Consider the following 20,367-nt stretch of genomic DNA (forward strand, 5'->3'; position numbering starts at 1 on the left):
CAAAATTATCAAGATAAATATGACGTCTGCGCCAAATTAATTTTGGCCGTGCGCTGTCTTGCCGCCGGTGCACCATCGTCCGTCGAAACAGGGCGCCGGTGCCTAGATTTTACCGAGAGCCCTGTCGGAAATGGCGTGCGCGCACTTGGTCGAGGTATGATGGATCCTGCTCGGAAATCAGGCTCTCGAGATAGGTCTTGCCGTCGGCCGAGGCTGACCGGTACGCGCTCACGAGCGCCGGTCTGAGGGCTGGCCGATGCGCGACGACCAGATTCACGTCGCGCTTGATCAAGTCGCGAAATTCCGGCTCCCGTACGACAGCATCTGTAGCGAGCGCGACGGATAGGCGCAACGGCAGCAGATCCAAATCGTTCGGTGCAGTGTAGTACGACATCTTGAGCATTGCTGCCGTGCCAGGCTGGGGCGAACCGTGCCTGGACGCCGCCGCGAGCATGAGCCAAATGTCTCCGCGGAGCGGCGACGAGCGCAATGCGCGAGCAAGCGCATTCGAAAGTTCTGGAAGAGCCGTCTCTTGCTCGCCCGCAGAAGGAGTCGAATTCGCGTCGGGTTTTGATCCCCCTCGGATCCACGAGTCTTCACGCGCTGCCGCAATCGAAGCCGGCTTCGATATCCCGTTCGGCCATGTCGTTGCAGTCGACACAATCTTCGATAAAGAAGGTCGACCACCAAGATACCACTCAGGCACGACCATCCATACTGCCTGCATCATCAGCGTGACCCCTAGCACCATCAGAGTGACCCGGGGCCAAGCGGCGACAAGCGCCGACGCGAACTTGGGGTAAGAAGCTGGAACTCGATCGGCGGCTCGGTTGGGCGCCTCCTTCGATTCCAAAGACAGGGCATCGCGCCCTGCGCCGGGGACGCTTTGACCGAACGCAAGTCCGAAAAGCACGGCGGCCGAAAGCGACGCGCCCAAACCCAGAACTCCATGGTCGGCAAAGGCGAGTATCATCAGCGAGATTGAAGCTGCGGCCCCCAGGGCTGGATATGAGTAGTCATGAACTCGCGACAGAGAACGCCAGATCAGAGCACCTGCGCCTAGCATTGCAACAATCAGGACGCCGCAAAAGAAGACCCACCCCATGTCTATAACGACGGTGGCGGCGGCTGTTGGCCGCTCTCGCGAGGCGCTCGCCCCAGCGTCCCGATAAATCGGCAGAAGGACCGTCGAAGCGCCTGCACCGGATCCCGCCGGCCCGACATCCTGCAGCATGCGCTCGGTTGCGGTCTGGCTGCTCGTCGATAACGCAATCGTTGGATCAGTGTTCGTTCTGAGCGGAATGACGGTTAGAGTGGCAATGAAGATGATCATGGCGGCGGCCAGAACGCCGGCGGTGCCCCACACGCCCAAGAACCACGTGCGAATAGCGAATACCGAGAGCAATAGTCCCGATCCGAGGAGGGCGGCGACGATGGAGGCCAAGTTGCCCCGAATGAGCAGCGCGGCCATGCAGACGATCATGGTGATGATCGCGGCGAACAGAGCAGGGTAGGGGGCCGACGCAATTGTTCCTGGTCGCCGGAGCCTGCGCAACTGATCGACCGAGCGTATCGCCGAGGCGGTCGACACCAAGACGCCGAGTACCACGAGGGTCGCACCATCGGGGCCAGCGGCGCCATTTGTTTCCCTGCTGAACCACAGAGCCGTAGCAATCGTGGTGAGCGACAGCAGAAGATGCAGGACTTGGGCTGCGCGAATCCGGTCAAGCGCGACGGCCGCGGTGACCAGGGCTGCGGCGAGGACGGCGCAATACTGCGCGAGCGAGAACATGGTCGCCCCAGTATCGACAGTGATTATTTCGGCGAGGGGCTCGTTCAAGGCCGTCGATGCGGTTGCCCAGATGGGATTTCCCAATGTGCCGATCGGCAAGGGCACTGCCTGTAGGGCCATCAAGAACGCCGGAGTCGCAAGAATGATGACCAGCCCCGGCCGGAGCAGCTTGGCGAGCCCGAGCGAGGCGGTCGGTAGAAAAATCGCCACGATCAGCGAGGCCGTCGCAAGTACGAAGGCTACCATCACCCAGCTTCGCAAGTCTTCCGGCATTGCGAGCGCCGCGGCAATGGCCACCAATTCGGCCAACATGACAAGCCGGATAATCATCGAACACCATCGTGTGGTGCGGCCACTCCGCTGTCCGCTGGCCGGAGAACGGGCAGGCCGCTGGAGACAGATTCAAGAGCCGGAAAGACCGTAACGGATGTAGTGGCTGTCGTGATAATAGTAGCTCCGATGACCATCGTATCGGGCCATTGCTTTGGTATCTGTTTTGCTGAGAACGACTCCGATCAGTGAATCTTGGATGTTGGGAGCCGTGTGCAGTGCGTGCTGCACGACGTCGATCTTGGTCCGGCCCCACTCAACGACAAGGATGTAGCAGTCTATGAGAGATGACGTGGCCCGGACATCAACCAACGGGGTTAGGGGAGGAAGGTCGACGATGATATAGTCATATTGGGCACGCAGACGGTCGAACAGCTTGCTTATCGCGTCGGCGCAGAGGATTTCGCTGGTGTGAAGCAGAGGTCCTCGCCGCACCGCGGGCAGAAATGCGAGATTGGTCGTCGGATCCCGCCAGATTGCGTCGGCGAGCGATCGGCTCCCGTTTGCGACCTCGATGATTCCACAGGCTGCCTTGGGCGCAAAGATTGAAGACAGTGAGGGATTCCTGAGGTCGCAATCGACGATGATGGCGCTCTTGCCGGCGTGGCCGATCAACTGCGCAAGCGAGGCCGCAATTGTGGTCTTCCCCTCGTTGGGCAGGGCCGAGGTAATACCGATCACCTGCGAGGAGATCTTCTCAGGATTGTGGTCGATGGCAAGCTTGATGGAACGAATTGCCTCGGTATATCGAGAAAGTGGCATCCCAACCACGGTTCGATGGATGGCGGTGGGGGGTGAAACTATGCGTTGCTGAACATCATCCTCGGTCTTCTGGAGTCGAACTGCCGGTTTCTGAGATTTGCGGCTCGGCAAGAACGGGACCATGGAAAGACACGGCAATTCCAGCACGGTCTCCACTTGTGAAGAGGTACGAAAGACGCGGTCCATGAGGTCTCTGAGGAGCGCCAAGCCGATACCGAGTGCGAGACCACCAACGATGCCGAGCGCCAGCACCAATCGTGTCTTCGGCTTGCTCTTGCTCGATGGCGGCGAAGCGGGGAAAAGAACCCGCGTTTCCGAGATGGGAAATGTCTCCTGCTGCGCGGAGCTCATGTAACGCTGCAGGAAGGTCTCATACAAGCTGCGTAAGCCTTTTGCCCGGCTCTCGAGATCCTTGATCGTCAGCTCGGCAGAGTTGACCGAACGGGATTGAGCAACGGCCTTCGCCAACTGCTTTTCGATCTCTTCCTGGCGCTGCTTCGCGAGCTCGAATTCACTTCGACTGACTTCAGCAAGTCTCCTGACTTCATCGAAAATGGAGACGCGAAACTCTCGCGCGCGGTTCCGGACATTGACGACCGCCAAGTGGTCGCGGCCAACTCTTGCCGTCAACTCCGCCTCACGTCGGGTGAGTTCGAGATATTGCTGGCGCAGCGCCGTGATGATGGCACTGTTCAGCCCGTCGCTTCCGATAGCATCGAGGTCGACCATCGAGGACGGCTTCTTCGGATCGAAGGAAGAAAGCAGGGTTTCGTAACGAGACAGCTTGGCCGTAGCTTCGGAGGTCTGGGCGCGCGCGAGGGCCAATCGATTGTTGATCTCCGTGATCTGGTGCTCGTCGATGAGCCGCCCGTCCAGAGAGACGATGTTGTTCTGGCTCTTGTAGACGTCGACAGCACGTTGTGCAGCGAGGGCTTGGTCTCCGAGATCCCGCAGCCTGTCTTGCAGCCAGCTTGTTGCCCGGCGATTCGCGTCGAACTTTGCGTTGAGCTGGTCGGCAACGTAGGTGTTGGCTATCGCATTGACGATCTCGGCGGCTCGAGCTGCAGAATTCGAATTGAAGCTGATCTCAATGACGTTGCTGTATCCGACACGTGAGGCGGAAAGTCGACTGAGGAATACGTCGACGATGGCGTCCGATGGTTCGACGTGCCTACCGGATGGCGCGTCCTGCGTCGACCCGGCCCTGGCCCATGATCGAATTCGCTGCCAGAGCGAGTGTAGGGATGGCCCCGACGCGTTCAAGTCGGGATCGTTGGTCAGTTTCAACTGGTCGATGACCGCAGCAGCGGTGGCCTTCGATCTCACGAGCTGGATCTGGGTCTCGATTTGATTGAGATCAAAAGGCGGTTCGGCGAGAAGTGACTGCTGCTGGACGAATTGGGCCCTCGGATTGGCTAGCAGGATCTGGACCTGCGCCGTGTAGGTCGGAGATGCCAGTCGCAGATAGAGCAGGCTAATCGCAATGACGAGTGCAGCGGTAACGAGGATTACCAGATACTGACGCCGCAACAGTCCGATACCGAGATTGATGATCTCGGTGATCCCTCCGCCGTCGGTCTGGCCGGGTGGGGTCAAGTTCACCGGCAGCCGTAGTCTGTCCGTGTCTTTGATGTTGTTCTGAAGCATCACGTACCTGTCTCGACGGGTGGGTCGTTGCGGCCGTCCGCTCGCGGGGCTCATTCGAGGAGACCTGCAGCCGGCGGTCGATTATATATCTGATAAAAATCATATTGCCAAATTAAATAAATCATATATTAGTAGCTTCCAGAGAAAAATGCCGTCGCGGTAAATCCGCGCAAGCTGGCGTCGTCAAAGTCGAGATATTACTGAGGCTTACGATGTAATTGATGGTTTCGGCTATATTAAATCGAGCGTCGAGGCGTGAGACGGAGGAGCGGAATATTGATTCCGCGCATTATGGCCTACCGCATCGAATCCGAATTCGTGTTTGGACGCGCAGGAGAATACTCGATGCTGGAATTACGATCCTTGGCGATCCCCGACGTCAAAGTAGTTCGCCCGGATCGGTTTTCCGACGCCCGCGGTTACTTCTCCGAGACTTTCCAGCGATCGACCTTTGCGGAGAAGGGAATCCTCCATGACTTCGTTCAGGATAATCAGTCCAGCTCGAAGCGCATCGGCACGGTGCGCGGCCTGCACTTTCAGCGTCCGCCTTTCGCGCAGGCCAAGCTGATACGGGTGTTGAGCGGCGCCATTCTCGACGTCGCGGTGGATCTCCGGCGTTCATCGCCGAGTTTCGGCAAGCACATCGCCATTCAACTGGATGGTGAAAGCGGCGAGCAGGTTTTCATTCCGAAAGGTTTTGCGCATGGCTTTTGCACGCTGCAGCCCAATACCGTCGTCCTCTACAAGGTCGACCAGGTCTACGCCCCGAGCCATGACGGTGGCGTCTATTGGGCCGATCCGGCGCTAGAGATCGAGTGGCCCGTGACAACCTCGGAGGCTCAGTTGTCGCCGAAGGACCAGATCCTTCCTGCGCTGAGCCAACTCGGCTGCGTGTTCGACTGATGGAGGCGAGTAGATGCGTATCTTGGTGACTGGCGGAGCAGGATTCATCGGTTCTGCGGTGTGTCGTCGTCTGGTGCTGCAGACCGGTGCCGCAGTGATCAACGTTGACAAGCTGACATACGCAGCCAATCTGGCCTCGCTTGCCAGCCTCGAGAGACTGGAGCCCTATGAGTTCCTGCAGTCCGACATCTGCGATCGTGAGGTCATCGATCTTGCGTTCGCCGACTACGAGCCGGATGCGATCATCCATTTGGCGGCAGAGAGCCACGTCGATCGCTCGATCAATGGACCCGGCGCATTCGTCAACACCAACATAGTTGGCACCTACACGCTGCTGGAGGCCGCCCGAACCTACTACGAACGTCTGCCGCTTCCGAGGCGGAAGCAGTTTCGCTTCGTCCATGTGTCGACAGATGAAGTCTACGGCTCGTTGGGCCCGAACGATTTGTTTCGGGAGGATACGCCCTACAGACCGAGCTCGCCGTATTCGGCGAGCAAGGCGGCATCGGACCATCTCGCGCTCGCGTGGTTTCGAACCTATGGCTTGCCAGTCATCGTATCTAACTGCTCGAACAACTACGGACCGTACCAGTTCCCGGAGAAGCTCATCCCGCTGACGATCCTCAACGCGATCGACCGAAAGCCTTTGCCGGTTTACGGCAACGGCAAAAATATCCGCGATTGGCTTCACGTCGATGATCATGCGGCCGGCTTGATAAGACTGCTGCACGAAGGAAAACCGGGTGAGAAGTACAATTTCGGCGGAGATGCGGAGCGATCCAACATGGAGGTCGTCACCCAGATCTGTGACGTGCTGGATCGATTGTCTCCGTCGACGGGCATGAGGCGATCTCTCATCACCTTCGTGCCGGATCGTCCTGGGCATGATGCGCGCTACGCAATCGATGCGTCAAAGGCACGTCGTGAGCTCGATTGGAAGCCGACGAGAACCTTCGAACAGGGGCTGGCGGAGACCGTCGGCTGGTATCTCAAGAACCGTGCGTGGTGGGAGCGTACCCGTCGCGGCGCCTATGACGGCTCGCGTCTCGGTCTCCTGGCCTCCCAACATTGAGGTGAAGACGATGGTGCGACCCATCCTCATTGCGGGCCGAAATGGCCAGTTGGCAAGGTGTCTTCGTGAACTTGCCGCAATGCGCAGCTTGCCCGTGGTGGCTCTCGGGCGCCCGGAACTGGATCTTGAGAACCGGGAGGGGATCGACAAGCTCATTGCGTCAATCGCGCCGTCCGCGATCATCAACGCGGCCGCTTATACGGCGGTCGACCAGGCCGAGTCTGAGACGGCGAAGGCGTTCAGCGTCAACCGCGATGGTGCGGCGGCATTGGCGGATGTCGCATGGCAGATGAATATCCCGCTCATTCATCATTCGACCGACTATGTGTTCGACGGCTCGAAGCCAGATGCATACGATGAAAGCGACATTCCCGCACCGTTGAACGCCTACGGAGCGTCGAAGCTGGCCGGTGAAGCTGCTGTACTGGCAGCGCATCCGCTCGCGACCGTGATCAGGTGCTCGTGGCTCTACAGCCCCTATGGCAGCAATTTCGTCCGAACGATGCTGCGGCTGTGTGAGACGCGGCAGATCGTCAGGGTCGTCAGTGACCAGCACGGCAACCCGACCTCCGCATTCGATCTCGCGGAGGCCGTCCTTCAGATCGTAGAGCGCTCGGCAATGGACGATCGCAGGGCGACGGCCGGCATCTTTCATGTCGCGGGCCAAGGTGAGACGAGCTGGCACGACTTCGCACGGGCAATCTTCTCTGAGCGTTCCCGTCTCGGAGCGAGAGTTCCGGCGCTGGAGGCGATCACGACGGAGGAGTTTCCGACCGCTGCGCGCCGACCTCGGAACTCGCGTCTCGACTCATCCAAGGCCGAACGCGTGTTCGGGATTCGATTGGCGCCGTGGCGCCATGCATTGAAAGCTTGTCTGGAGCAACTGGGAGATACCGATGCTCAAGGGAATCGTGCTGGCCGGCGGCAGCGGAACGCGCCTTTATCCGATCACGCGCGTGGTCAGCAAGCAGTTGCTCCCGATCTATGACAAGCCGATGATCTATTATCCCCTGTCGACGCTAATGTTGGCAGGAATTCGTGAAATTCTGATCATCACCACGCCCTCTGACCGCTATCAGTTCGAGCGGTTGCTGGGTGACGGCAGCCAATGGGGCATTCGGCTCAGCTACGCGGAACAAATACGCCCCGCCGGTCTCGCGGACGCCTTCATAGTCGGTGCCGATTTCATCGGAGACGATCGTGTCGCGATGGTGCTCGGGGACAATATCTTCTTCGGCGATGGCCTGAGCGATCTGCTTGCCAGGGCGGCAGGACGCGAGGAAGGAGCGACGGTTTTCGCCTATCACGTCCGAGACCCTGAACGATATGGCGTGGTCGCGTTCGATGCGGCGGACCGCCCGGTATCGATCGAGGAGAAACCCAAACGGCCGGCTTCGAACTGGGCGATCACGGGGTTGTATTTCTTCGACAATCGCGTCGTCCGGTACGCTCGCCGCGTCGAGCCATCATCGCGCGGCGAGCTCGAGATTACCGATCTTCAGATGCGCTATCTTTCGGCAAGTGCGCTCCACGTCGAGCGTATGGGGCGGGGTTTTGCCTGGCTGGACACCGGCACGGTCGAGTCTCTCATCGATGCAGGTACGTTCGTGCAGACCCTGGAGAAGCGGCAGGGAATGAAGATCGCCTGCCTCGAAGAGGTCGCCTTCAGGCTCGGCTTCATCGATCGGGATCAACTTCTCGCTCTGGCGCGACCGCTGGAGAAGAGTGGCTACGGAAAATATCTGAGCGAAGTCACGGCGCTCACGCAATTTGTTTCCCAATAGCGGTGCTGGGCCCCTGGGCCGCAGCTCGCAGCATAGGAGGACGTGTATGCACCCCGAACTTTATACCGATGGAATTGAGGAGATCACCGTCAGCGGAACCATCGTCCGGGTCGATCTGGTCAGTCTTTCACCAACCGAGCGCGACGCCAACAATGCCCCCAAGCGAGTGTTTTCTCAGCGACTGATCTTCTCGGTCGAATCCTTCGCCAATTCGATCGACGTGATGCAGAAGGCACTGCAGGGACTGGTTGACGCGGGTGTCGTGCGTAGGAATCCACCAGCTGAGGTGCAAAATGCCACGTCGGGAGCGCGTGATGCGATGTCGCCTAACACACGGCCTGTGAATGTCTCTTCGAATTTCCGCTGAAATCGACCCCGCTGACGGCGCGAACGACCACGCGGCGGGCGCGCCGGGGCTGGCAACGCAGACGGCTTTGGAATGCCTGTCTAAGATCTCCAGGCATCATGGTATCGACCTGCCGGTCGAACGCCTGAAGCACGCCTACGCCGTGGCCGCTCCGCCGTCGTTGCGTCTCCTGTTGCGCATGGCGAGGGATGCGGGCCTGCGCGCGAAAAGCACGAAACTGGATTGGGGCGCATTGATACGCCTCGGTGAGGCCTATCCGGCGCTGGTTCGGCTCGCCAATGGCAACTGCATCGTGGTTCTTGGTACGGAACGGGGCGCTGAGGGCGATGTCGTCTGTGTCTTCGATCCGCTCGCCGACCGCAAGCACGAGGTCTTGGTTGTCGACCGGGACCGATTCTGTGCCCGATGGGCCGGTGACACGATCCTGATCAAGCGCGAGCAGGCGGCTCGGGATGGTCGGAGGAGTTTCGGCCTACGGTGGTTCGTACCGGAGTTGCTTCGTCAATGGCGATTGTTCAGGGATGTCGCGATCGCCGCCATCCTGCTCTATGCTTTGGGCCTCGTTATTCCGATCTTCTTCCAGCTCGTCATCGACAAGGTTCTGGTTCATGAGAGCTTCACCACGCTGTACGTACTTGCGGCAGGAGCGGCCGTAGCACTCGTCTTCGACGCAATATTCGGTTTTCTGCGGCGCTACCTGCTGCTCTATGCGACGAACAAGGTCGACATTCGAGTTGCCACGAAGACCTTCGCGCATCTTCTCGGTCTGCCGGTCACCTTCTTCGAGCACATGGCCGCAGGGGTGCTGGTGAAGCACATGCAGCAAGCGGCCCGCATCCGAGAATTTCTGACCGGGCGACTGTTCTTGACGAGTCTCGATGCGCTCTCGCTATTTGTCTTCCTGCCGGTCCTTGCACTCTACAGCGTCAAGCTGACTCTGATGGTCCTCGCATTCACCGCCGCCAGCGGTGTTGTCGTCGGCCTGCTGATGGGGCCTTTCCGGCGACGTCTTTACGATCTTTATCAGGCGGAAGGTGCGCGGCAGGCTCTGCTCGTCGAAACAGTTCACGGTATGCGCACCGTGAAGTCGCTCGGAATGGAGCCCGAGCAGGGCAGGGTGTGGGATAACCGCTGTGCACAGTCCGTGGCCATGCGCTTTGGTGTCGAGAAGATTTCCGCAGGCGCCCAGGCGCTCACCGGATTTCTCGAAAAACTCATGACGCTTGGGATCATAGCGCTCGGAGCCCTCGATGTCTTCGCTGGCGAAATGACGATCGGAGCGCTGGTCGCTTTCAATATGTTGGCCGGGAGGGTCTCCGGACCATTGGTTCAACTCGTGACCATGGTGCACGAGTACCAGGAAGTTGCTCTCGCCGTGAAGATGCTCGGCGAGGTCATGAATCAAGCACCGGAGCGTGATGGTAAGAAAGATGGGCTGCGGCCTGACTTCGCCGGGAAAATCGAGTTCGAGAGTGTCTCTTTTCGTTACGGAGCTGAAGGAGCGCCGGCGCTCGAAGATGTCTCTTTCACCGTCGAGCCGGGTTCGATCTTCGGGATCGTCGGCCGGAGCGGCTCTGGCAAAACGACGCTCACACGGCTGATCTCGGGCATGTATCCGGTGCAGCAGGGACTCTTGCGTATCGACGGGTATGATGCGAGGGAGCTCGATCTGGCACATCTGCGCCGAAACCTCGGCATTGTCCTGCAGGATAATTTCCTGTTCCGTGGGACGGTCCGCGACAATATCGCCTGTGTGAAACGTGATGCGACCTTTGCCGAGGTCGTCGCTGCGGCTCAGCTCGCCGGCGCTGACGAGTTCATCGAGCGGTTGCCGCGTGGCTTCGACACCCAGCTCGAGGAAGACGCCTCCAACCTGTCCGGCGGGCAGAAGCAGCGGCTCGCGATAGCGAGAGCTCTGATCGTCAATCCACGGATCCTGATCTTCGATGAAGCGACGAGCGCACTTGATTCCGAAAGCGAGATGATCATCAGGCGCAATCTCCGCCGTTTGGCGGCAGGGCGCACCGTCATCATCGTCTCGCATCGGCTGTCGATGCTGACCGACGCAAACCAGATCCTGGTGATGGACCGCGGCCGGATCGTCGACGTGGATCGCCACGATCACCTTCTCTCGAAATGCACCATCTACAGGCATTTGTGGAACCAACAGATGAAGCAGATCGCATGAAGGAGACGACCCAAACACGCACGGATGGCAAGCCGGACGGTCTGGTCCCCGCCAGATCGGTCGAGCGACGGCAAAAGCCATTCAGGCCGGCGCATAGGCGAATGCCGGTGGTCGCCGAGTTTCAATCGGATGCATCCGAGGTCGAGCAGCAAGCGCCCCCGCGGCTCGCTCGGATCACCCTCTACGGTTTACTTGCACTGATTGCCTTCGCGGTCACCTGGGCGTCCGTCTCGCAAGTCGAGATGATCGTCACAGCGCAGGGGAAATTGACGACGACACGCCCCAACCTGGTCGTGCAGCCTCTGGAAACGTCGGTGATACGCGAGATCCACGTCAAGGCCGGTGATCGCGTCAACCGTGGCGACCTTCTGGCGACCCTCGATCCGACTTTTTCACAGGCGGATTTCGACCAATTGCGCGGCAGAGTGGCTGGGTTCGATGCGTCGATCGATCGCCTGGGCGCCGAGCTGAACGGGGCCGAGTATAGAGCCAAGGACCTCACCAATGCAGATCAGATCCTCCAGGGAAAGTTGTTCTTGCAGAGGAGAGCCGCCTACGAGGCGCAGATCCAGAACTACGACGCCCAGATCGCGTCGGCCCGGGCCAATCTGAAGACGGCGCAGGACGAGGAGGGGGTGCTCCTTCAGCGGCTCGATACGATGCGTTCGATTGAGGCCATGCGCACCACGTTGATGGACAAGGAGGTCGGTTCGAAGTTGAACTTTCTACTTTCTCGTGATGCACGGCTCGACGTCGAGAGCAATCTGGCGCGTGTTCGCGGCAGTATCGCCGATACGACGCATCGGCTGGAGAAGGCCCGTGCAGACCAGAAGGTCTTTGCCGAGGAGTTTCGTCGCACCACGTATCAGGAGCTGGTGGAGACGTTGCCGAAGCGCAATAGCGCGGCAGAGGAGTTGAAGAAGGTCGAACTTCGTCGACAGCTGATCGTTCTTCAGGCGCCGGCAGATGCGGTGGTGCTCGACATCGCGAGCAGAACGGTCGGCTCGGTGGTTCGCGAAGCAGAAACGCTTTTTGTCCTGGTTCCCCGTGACGTGCCGCTTCAGGCGGAAGTCAACGTCGAGGGCCGGGATATCGGACAGGTCGCGCTGGGGCAGGCAGTCCGTATCAAGTTTGAAGCGTTTCCTTTCCAGAAGTATGGCACTGCAACGGGGGAAGTCCGCGTCATCAGTCAGGATACGTTCTCGCCGGATACGAAGGCCGAAGGTGCGCGCCGAGCGCCAGCCCCCTATTACCGCGTACTGGTCGATTTGTCGGACACGCACCTTCGGCTGCCGGCTGAGCGCATTCAACTGATGCCGGGTATGGCAGTCACCGCCGAACTGAAGGTCGGCAAGCGCACCGTGATTTCCTATTTCCTCTACCCATTACTGCGCGGATTGGATGAAAGCATCCGTGAATACTAACCTGGCTCAGGATGGCGATTTATCATGATCATTAGTCCGAATTGTGGAGTAAGGCTGGTGGTGCCAACCGCCGCGGGTAAACTGTCGGAGAATTCACCGCTGGTGAACTATGCGCTCAATGGGCTTGAACGTTGTTGGCTACCTGAGCACCGCCGATGGTCGCATATCTATCATCTCGACGGACGTTCTTCGCCGAACGAGTCGGTGCCAAACAGCGACGTATTCTATACCCTCAATGTCCTGCTCGGAATGTCGCGCATCCGCGACGTGCCAGATGGCATTGACCTTCCCGAAGTATTCCATCGTAACGTTACACAACTGACAAAGCTTCCGGTGCGCAAATATGCGTTCGGCATGGCGCTATGGTGCGGTGCCGAGCTCGGCATCGAGATACCGGACCCGGTCAAACGCGAGTTGAAGGCGCTTCTTGCCAACGAATCCCGGTGGAAGAGCCTCCGTGCCCAGGACCTCGGCATGTTGCTCACGGGGATCGTCGCCCAGGCAAGGGCAGGCGAGAACGAGTGGTGGTGCCACGCCGGGCCTCTTTATCGCTTCTTGAAGGAACGCTTCCATAGCGAATCGGGATTGTTCTTCGATGCGCCGTTCGGCTTTCGGCGACGATTCTCGTCTTTTGCCACGCAGACATATCTCTCGATCGCCTGCTATCAATACGGCGAGTTCGCCGGCGAGGCGTCGGCGCTCGTCATGGCCGATACCTGTGTGCGCAATCTGATCGCGCTTCAAGGCCCGCAAGGCGAATGGCCCTGGTTCTTCGACGCCCAGACCGGCCGCGTTCTCGACTTCTACGAAGTCTATTCGGTCCACCAGTATGGTATGGCCCCGGCAGTGTTGGAATGGGCCGAGCGCTTCGGGCGGCGGGGGGCGCGGGAGGCTCTGGTCAAGGGCTTCAACTGGGTATTTGGCCACAACCAGCTGGGCCGGTCCATGCTCGTGCCTGAGCTGAGCTTGACCATCCGCTCGCAGGTTCGAAAGGGTGAATTGACGACAAAGGCGCCGCGGATGGTGCGCGCACTCAGGAACGCCTGGACCGGAAGCGAGGCGCGGCTGATCGACAGCGCCGACGTCGGCGTTAGGCTTGAATGCCGCAGCTACGAACTGGGTTGGATCCTGTGGTCATTCGGCCGGCGCACCGACCTGCCAGAGCTGACGCACAATCGTGCCTTCGGCGACACCTGACGGCATTGCTCTCTCGCTAACGATTCCAAGCGACCGCTCGCCGGCCTCGTAGGTGCGAGAGCATCGTCATGGCGCGGTGCGTTCGGACAGCACACAATACGGCGATGGCTTTGAGGCGGATGCTGCCACCATGCAGGCGGTCGCTGGTGAGCACGGTCACAGCGTTTGGTGCGAGGGATGCGAAGACGAAGAACGCTTGCATGATCCAGCGCAACTGCCAGACCGGTTTCGCTTCCGCCATGTTTCGATAATGCGCGATGTGTCGATCCCATTTGGCGTAAAGCTCCCGGAGCGAGCTACGGGCCGGATGGAAGACGATCATTTCAGGGGTGTATCTAAACCGAAGGCCCGCGCGCAGTGCACGTTTTCCCCATTCCATATCTTCGGCGACGTCAATGCCGGCGAAAGGGCCGACCCGATCGAAGTCGCGCCGAAACACAGCCATGTTGCCGGTGCCGGAATAGCCATGGCGCTCGATATAGAGCTTGAAGCGATAAGCGAAGACGCTCTCATAAGCTGCAATGGCGTCGAGCTCGGCGTCTTCCGGCCGCCAGATACGAACGTCGCCACCGAGAACCGTGCCAGCTGGCGATAACGAAGACCATTTCAGCACGCTGCTCAGCCAATCCGGATGAGCTCTACAATCCGCGTCGATGAAGGCCAAGATCTCGCCTTTGGCAGCAGCCACGCCCGCATTTCGCGCCGGGCCAGGGCCCGAGCGCGGTTCGTACTCCAACCGTACACCGGGATGATCGGCCACGACGTCCACCGGGGGCGTCGCCGAGCCGTTGTCCACCACGATGATCTCGAAGGCGTCCCGGCGCAACGTCTGCGCATTCAGGCTTCGCAGGCAGGCCCCGAGCGCGTCAGGCTGGTTGAGGTGCGGAATGATGACGGAGATCATCGGTTAAATCCTTCATTTAATTCGACCGTGGTCGTCTGACGCCCGGGCTGATGCTGTCGGCAGCGCATGACGGTGATTGCTCGATTTTAAACCTTGCAATTAAATATTAGATGCGTATTATCTCGATAATAAAGTTAAATGCAAACTGTTAAAATTTGTATATTTTACTGGGAGTTGGATTCCGATGCGCGCGTCATTCTTGGGATGCCCAGTTGATCTGCTGACGATGGCGGAAACAATCGATCTGGCCCGCGGGGCCATGCGCAGCCGGCGGCGACTGCAGCACGTGGCGCTCAACGTCGCCAAACTCGTCAACATGCGGTCTGACGCCGTACTCGCAGCCGACGTTGCCAACAGCGATATCGTCGGTATCGACGGGATGGGAATTCTTTGGGGCGCTCGAGCGTTGGGGCTGCGGGCGCCATCGCGGGTTGCCGGCGTCGATCTCCTTGCCGAGCTGCTCGCCACATGCGCGCAGGAAGGCTTCAAGCCCTATTTCCTGGGCGCTACTCCCGCCGTTCTGCACAAAGCCCTGCAGGCCGCCTGCGAGAGGTATCCTTCACTCGCCTTTGCCGGCTGGCACGACGGCTATTTCAAGCGCGAGGAGGAGGACGACGTCGTCCGGGACATCCAATCCAGCGGGGCCGACTGCCTTTTTATCGGGATGCCGACGCCTCGGAAGGAACGATTTCTCGCCGCTCATCGTGACGATCTCGGCGTGCCGTTCATCATGGGAGTGGGCGGGGCGTTCGACGTCTTAGCAGGCTCCGTTCGCCGCGCGCCGGTCCGGATTCAGAAGCTCGGTCTGGAATGGCTGTACCGCATCTATCAGGAGCCAGGACGGATGTGGTGGCGATACGCCAAGACGAACACGCTGTTTGCGGTCGTCCTGGCGCAAGCGTTGATCAGGCAGACGTTTCAGCACGCACTTCACGCGCCGGGTGCCGTGCCGCCGGGTCCGAGCCGGATCGGAGGGTGACGCGTGCACAAGCATTTCTTCGTCCTTCTGGGAACACGGCCTGAGGCAATCAAGCTCTTTCCCGTCATCAACCGACTCAAGGCGGAAAATCGTAAGGACGTTTCCCTGACGATTTGTGCCACCGCGCAGCATCGACAGTTGCTCGATCAGGTGCTGAAGCTGGCCAAGGTGGTCCCTGATTTCGATCTGAATGTCATGACGACCAACCAGACGCTGGACAACCTAACTGCTCGGCTCCTCGGGCAGATCGGCGAGTTGCTCGAAAAGGTGAAGCCCACCAGGGTCATCGTCCAGGGTGACACGGCGACCGCCATGACGGGCGCACTGGCGTCCTATTATCACCGTATACCGGTCTCGCACATCGAGGCGGGACTTCGCAGCGGCGACATCTTCGCGCCATGGCCCGAAGAGGTGAACCGCAAGATCGTCGGTTCGATCGCCGATCAACATTTTGCTCCGACAGAGCGTGCCGCGCGCGCGCTACGTTCTGAAAATGTTTCGGATGACCGCATCCACGTCACCGGCAACACGGTCGTCGATGCTCTCATTCTCGCGAAAGCCATGGTCGAGTCCGATCCAGATCTGTCGAGCCGCTGGGACGGCATCAAGCAGCGCCATGGCAATCGGCGCATCATCCTGGTGACCTGCCACCGCCGGGAGAACTTCGGGGGCGGCGTCGCCAACATCGTGAACGCATTGGAGACGATCCTGCGCAGGGAGGACGTCGCGATGGTGCTTCCCGTGCACCCGAATCCGAACGTCCGCGACCTGTTTGCGGCCCGGCTGTCGGATCACCCACGGGTCGTGCTCATTTCGCCCCAGGAGTACACCGATTTCGTTAGCCTGTTGTCGCTGTCGCATTTGGTTCTGACGGATTCAGGCGGCGTCCAGGAGGAGGCTCCGACCTTCGGTAAGCCAGTCCTGGTGATGCGCGATACCACCGAGCGCCCCGAAGGAGTTGAAGCGGGAACGGCGCGGCTGGTCGGTGCGAACTACGACAGGATCGTCGGGGAGACGTTTCGTCTGCTCGACGATGACGAGACTTATGCTGCCATGGCGCGTTCGCACAATCCCTTCGGTGATGGTCACGCGAGCGAGCGGATCGTGAAGGTGCTCCTCGATGCCTGAATTTCGAAAGATCAATGTCGTTGGACTTGGCTATATTGGACTGCCGACGGCCGCGCTGATTGCGAGCCGGGGGCTTCAGGTGGTCGGTATCGACACGAACGAGCGGATCGTCGAGACCGTCGCATCTGGCAAAATCCACATTGCGGAGCCGGATCTCGACGGTCTCGTCTCCAAGGTCGTGTCGAGCGGCGCTCTGACGACGTCCAGGACGGCGCAGCCGGCCGACGTCTTCATCATCGCTGTACCGACACCTATCGATCGCGAGAGCCGTCCCGACTTGTCGAGCGTGAATGCCGCAGTCGACAGCATCGTGGATCTCCTCACGCCCGGCAACCTCGTCATTCTCGAATCGACATCGCCGATCGGAACGACCGAAGCGATCGCAAAGCGGATCGTCGAGCGCAGGCCGGACCTGCACATCGGGGTGAACGGCAAGGAGGACGGAGCGATCTACGTCGCTTATTGCCCCGAACGGGTGCTGCCGGGGCGGATATTGACCGAACTCATCAACAACGACAGGTGCATCGGCGGTATCACACCGACCTGCACCCGGCTCGCTCAGCGCTTCTACAAGATGTTCGTTCGCGGTGCTTGCGTCGGCACTACGGCGCGTGCGGCGGAACTGGTCAAGCTCACCGAGAACGCCTATCGCGATACCAACATCGCATTCGCGAACGAGCTCTCGTTGATCTGCGACAGGTTCGACATCAACGTCTGGGAGGTGATCGATATCGCCAACCGCCACCCGCGCGTGAACGTACTACGCCCCGGACCGGGCGTGGGTGGGCACTGCATTGCGGTCGACCCCTGGTTCATCATCGACTCTGCCCCGGACCTTGCGCGTGTGATGCGAACGAGCCGGGAAGTGAACAACGCCAAGACGCACAAGATCATCGAGCGCGCGGAGGCGCTGATCGACGATCATCCCTATGCGAACGTCGCCTGCTGCGGACTGACATTCAAGGCCAATGTCGACGACCTGCGTGAAAGCCCGGCGATGGAGATCGCGACGCATCTCGCGGCGAAATACGGCGAGCGGATCAAGGTCGTCGAGCCGAACTTGCGTCGCCTGCCCCCTCAACTGGCCGACTATCGCGTCGCATTCATGAACATCGAGGAAGCCCTGCGCAGTTGCGAGATCGCGGTTCTCCTTGTCGATCATGACGAGTTCAAAATGGTGCCGCTGTCAGAGCGTCGGCATCTGGACGTCATCGATACGCGAGGCATATGGCAGGATATGCCGGCGCGGACGTAAGGCACACAGCAACTCCCAAAATGGTTCGAGGTTAGCATGCGAGACAGTCAGCTGGGAATCGGGGTCGTGGGATATGGCTATTGGGGCCCCAATCTCGTCCGCAATTTCTCGGTCAATCCCTCCGCGCGCGTCGTCAGCGTAAGCGACCTGGAACCAGGCAGGCTCGGTGCGATTAGGCGGCTTTACCCTGCGGTGGAGACGACGACACGCTATGACGATCTGTTGAAGGACAGCTCCATCGATGCAATCGCGATCGCGACGCCGGTGCGCACGCATTACGAGCTTGCGCTTGCGGCTTTGCGGGCCGGCAAGCACGTGCTGGTCGAGAAGCCCCTCGCAGCGAGCGCGGAGGAGGCCATGCATTTGATCGACGAGGCCGACCGGCGCGGATTGACGCTGATGGTCGATCACACCTTTCTCTACACCCCTGCGGTTCAGAAGATTCGTGAACTGCTCCTGAAGAGAGAGCTCGGGGATATCTACTATTATGACAGCACGCGATCGAGCCTCGGCCTGTTTCAGAAGGACGTGAACGTGATCTGGGATTTGGCGGTGCATGACATCTCGATCATCCACCATATCCTGGATGAGGAGCCGGTCGCCGTCTCGGCTACGGGGTCGTGCCACGTTGCGGGCTCGCCGGAGAACATGGCGCATATCACGTTGTTCTTTGCCAACGCATGTGTGGCCCACGTGAGCGTCAACTGGCTCTCGCCCGTCAAGGTGCGCCAGACCTTCATCGGCGGCAGCAAGAAGATGATCGTCTACGACGACCTCGAGCCGACCGAAAAGATCAAGGTCTACGACAAGGGCATCACGCTCGATGCGAGCACCGAGGACGCACACCAGTTCCGGATTGGATATCGTGCCGGCGACATGTGGGCTCCGCATATCGCGCCCCATGAGGCGCTGCAGACGGAAGTCGGGCATTTTCTGGACTGCGTGCGCAGCGGCAGCCGGCCGATCTCCGACGGCACCTCCGCATTGCGGGTAATCGAAGTGCTGGAGGCGGCGTCGCGCTCGATCGCGGAGCACGGCAAACCGGTCCTTCTCAAGCAACCGCAGTTGGTTCGGGAGCGCGCCCGCGCGACGGCCTAGATCCTGATGCCAGCGGGCATTGCCATGAGCCGACAAGCGACGGTTTCGCGATGAATTCGGTCCAACGTTCCATTCTGCTTTCCGCGGCCGACCGCTACGGCAACCTCGTCGTGTTCTTCGTGGCCACCGCGGTCCTTTCTCGCTTGTTGTCGCCGGCGGAATTCGGAGTCTATGCAGTCGTCAACGCCATCGCGTTGGTGATCGCGGCCTCGTTCCAGGAGTTCGGAGGCGGCAATTATCTGATTCAAAAGCGTGACCTGTCGGCCGAAGATGTCCGCTCGGCCTTCACCATGACGTTCATCATTTCGGGTGCGGTTTGCGTTCTTCTGTTCGTCTTCGCCGACAAGCTGTCGCTGTTGTTCGCGCAGGATAGTCTTAAGGAAGCGATCGAGGTCTCAGCTCTGAATTTCCTGCTCCTGCCGATCTCCGGCACCTATTCTGCCTTGCTGCGAAGGGACATGAAGTTCGGCACGTTGGCCGTATGCAACTTTGTGTCTGGCCTTGTGACCGCGCTGGTCTCGATTGGACTTGCGGTAGCAGGCTTGAGCTATATGGCGCCGGTATGGGGCGGTCTGGCCGGAAACGTGGCCCTGACTCTGGCGTTACTGGTCGGCCACCGGGACCCGGGCGCGCTGCGTCCTTCGCTGCTCGCCTACCGCGACATCGTCAGCTTTGGCCTCTATTCGAGTGGAGTCAGCGTCATCAACATCTTCTACAATCTGGCGCCCCAGCTATTCTTGGCCAGGATCCTCGACTTCGCGTCCGTCGGTTTGTACAGCCGCGCGATCAACTTGACGCAGGTTTTCGACAGGCTCGTCACGCAGGTCCTGAACCCGGTCATCATGCCGGCGATTGTCGCAAAGCGGCAGGCCAGGGAAGACTTGAAGGCGGTCTACCTCGAGGCGATCCAACTGCTTTCCGTCGCCCAATGGCCCTTCCTGATATTCGTGGCCTTTATGGCCCGGCCGATCATTGCGATCTGGCTCGGTCCGACCTGGCTGGAGATCGTGCCGCTGGTGCGCCTGCTGTGCTTCGCGAACATGGCACTTTTTGCGGCGTGCTTGAGTTATCCGGTGCTCGTCGCCGTTGGAAGCGTTCGGGACGCCTTGATCTCCTCTTGCATCTCGCTACCGCCGTCGCTTCTCGTCCTTCTAGGCGCATCCTTCTTCGGTGTGCAGGCGGTCGCGGGAGCGGCACTTGTGACGCTGCCTTTTCAGGCCGCAGTCGCGATTTACTTCATCGGACGGCACTTGCGCTTTGGATTAAAGGACCTGGTGCAGGCGCTGAGAAGGAGCGTAATCGTCACTGCGGCAACTGCATTCGGCGTCGCCGGCTGTGCGACGTTGATGGAAGCTGGGGTGCTGAGCCCCCTGGCCGGGCTCGTTTTGGCAACCTGTGCTGCAGCGCTTTGCTGGTGGCTGGGGCTGCTATTGACCGGCCATCCCTTGCTGCATCAGCTTCATCAGGTGGTGGCGGATCTTGCCCGCATTGCGCCAAGGCTACGACTGTCGCGTTCGGCCCTTTGAGGTCTTGGGAT

Annotated in this window: 16 protein-coding genes; 13 read left to right on the forward strand and 3 right to left on the reverse strand. The window is 59.9% G+C overall.

Annotated features, from left to right (window positions below; genetic code table 11):
* Positions 1–109: 109 nt before the first annotated feature.
* Together AC24YW_RS33340 and AC24YW_RS33345 are read right to left on the reverse strand one after the other, a co-directional pair.
* Positions 110–2,122: a hypothetical protein gene (locus AC24YW_RS33340; protein ID WP_487486668.1), complete on the reverse strand. Its 2,013-nt coding sequence runs from the start codon at positions 2,120–2,122 to the stop codon at positions 110–112.
* Between the two features lie 72 nt (positions 2,123–2,194).
* Positions 2,195–4,531, reverse strand: a complete 2,337-nt coding sequence (locus AC24YW_RS33345) for a Wzz/FepE/Etk N-terminal domain-containing protein (protein ID WP_487486788.1) — start codon at positions 4,529–4,531, stop codon at positions 2,195–2,197.
* Positions 4,532–4,876: 345 nt separating this feature from the next.
* Here AC24YW_RS33345 and rfbC point away from each other — a divergent pair, with 345 nt between their 5' ends.
* From rfbC to AC24YW_RS33385, 8 genes are read left to right on the forward strand one after another with little or no spacing between them, the layout of a single operon-like run.
* Complete coding sequence (gene rfbC / locus AC24YW_RS33350) at positions 4,877–5,434, forward strand: dTDP-4-dehydrorhamnose 3,5-epimerase (RefSeq protein WP_145638771.1); 558 nt, start codon at positions 4,877–4,879, stop codon at positions 5,432–5,434.
* A 13-nt stretch (positions 5,435–5,447) separates the two neighbouring features.
* The gene (gene rfbB / locus AC24YW_RS33355) at positions 5,448–6,506 is read left to right on the forward strand and encodes a dTDP-glucose 4,6-dehydratase (RefSeq protein WP_487486669.1); all 1,059 of its coding nucleotides are present in this window, start codon (positions 5,448–5,450) and stop codon (positions 6,504–6,506) included.
* A 10-nt stretch (positions 6,507–6,516) separates the two neighbouring features.
* Positions 6,517–7,494, forward strand: a complete 978-nt coding sequence (gene rfbD / locus AC24YW_RS33360; RefSeq protein WP_487486670.1) for a dTDP-4-dehydrorhamnose reductase — start codon at positions 6,517–6,519, stop codon at positions 7,492–7,494.
* Positions 7,403–8,290 carry a glucose-1-phosphate thymidylyltransferase RfbA gene (gene rfbA, locus AC24YW_RS33365; RefSeq protein ID WP_487486671.1) on the forward strand — a complete coding sequence of 296 codons (888 nt, stop codon included), beginning with the start codon at positions 7,403–7,405 and terminating at the stop codon, positions 8,288–8,290. Before rfbD ends, rfbA begins: the two co-directional genes overlap by 92 nt.
* A gap of 46 nt (positions 8,291–8,336) precedes the next feature.
* Positions 8,337–8,657: a hypothetical protein gene (locus AC24YW_RS33370; protein WP_487486672.1), complete on the forward strand. Its 321-nt coding sequence runs from the start codon at positions 8,337–8,339 to the stop codon at positions 8,655–8,657.
* Positions 8,635–10,845 (forward strand): peptidase domain-containing ABC transporter, encoded by a 2,211-nt coding sequence (locus AC24YW_RS33375; protein ID WP_487486673.1) that lies wholly within the window; start codon positions 8,635–8,637, stop codon positions 10,843–10,845. Before AC24YW_RS33370 ends, AC24YW_RS33375 begins: the two co-directional genes overlap by 23 nt.
* Positions 10,842–12,269 carry an HlyD family type I secretion periplasmic adaptor subunit gene (locus AC24YW_RS33380; RefSeq protein ID WP_487486674.1) on the forward strand — a complete coding sequence of 476 codons (1,428 nt, stop codon included), beginning with the start codon at positions 10,842–10,844 and terminating at the stop codon, positions 12,267–12,269. The genes AC24YW_RS33375 and AC24YW_RS33380 overlap by 4 nt, the downstream gene beginning before the upstream one ends.
* A 24-nt stretch (positions 12,270–12,293) precedes the next feature.
* Positions 12,294–13,466 (forward strand): hypothetical protein, encoded by a 1,173-nt coding sequence (locus AC24YW_RS33385; protein WP_487486675.1) that lies wholly within the window; start codon positions 12,294–12,296, stop codon positions 13,464–13,466.
* 16 nt (positions 13,467–13,482) lie between these two features.
* On the opposite strand, the gene AC24YW_RS33390 is transcribed toward AC24YW_RS33385, so the two are convergent.
* Entirely contained in the window at positions 13,483–14,370 is an 888-nt protein-coding gene (locus tag AC24YW_RS33390) for a glycosyltransferase family 2 protein (protein ID WP_487486676.1), read from the reverse strand.
* 184 nt (positions 14,371–14,554) lie between these two features.
* On the opposite strand from AC24YW_RS33390, the gene AC24YW_RS33395 reads away from it, so the two are divergent.
* The 5 genes from AC24YW_RS33395 to AC24YW_RS33415 are packed head-to-tail and all read left to right on the forward strand — an operon-like array spanning position 14,555 to position 20,356.
* Positions 14,555–15,349: a WecB/TagA/CpsF family glycosyltransferase gene (locus AC24YW_RS33395; protein WP_487486677.1), complete on the forward strand. Its 795-nt coding sequence runs from the start codon at positions 14,555–14,557 to the stop codon at positions 15,347–15,349.
* Positions 15,350–15,352: 3 nt separating this feature from the next.
* A complete protein-coding gene (wecB, locus tag AC24YW_RS33400; protein WP_487486678.1) occupies positions 15,353–16,477 on the forward strand; it encodes a non-hydrolyzing UDP-N-acetylglucosamine 2-epimerase in 1,125 nt (374 codons plus the stop codon).
* Positions 16,470–17,732, forward strand: a complete 1,263-nt coding sequence (wecC, locus tag AC24YW_RS33405) for a UDP-N-acetyl-D-mannosamine dehydrogenase (RefSeq protein ID WP_487486679.1) — start codon at positions 16,470–16,472, stop codon at positions 17,730–17,732. The genes wecB and wecC overlap by 8 nt, the downstream gene beginning before the upstream one ends.
* Positions 17,733–17,768: 36 nt before the next feature.
* Positions 17,769–18,830 carry a Gfo/Idh/MocA family protein gene (locus AC24YW_RS33410; protein WP_487486680.1) on the forward strand — a complete coding sequence of 354 codons (1,062 nt, stop codon included), beginning with the start codon at positions 17,769–17,771 and terminating at the stop codon, positions 18,828–18,830.
* Positions 18,831–18,880: 50 nt separating this feature from the next.
* Positions 18,881–20,356, forward strand: a complete 1,476-nt coding sequence (locus tag AC24YW_RS33415; protein WP_487486681.1) for an oligosaccharide flippase family protein — start codon at positions 18,881–18,883, stop codon at positions 20,354–20,356.
* The last annotated feature ends 11 nt before the right edge of the window (positions 20,357–20,367 follow it).

Source organism: Bradyrhizobium sp. USDA3516 (genome assembly GCF_057651995.1).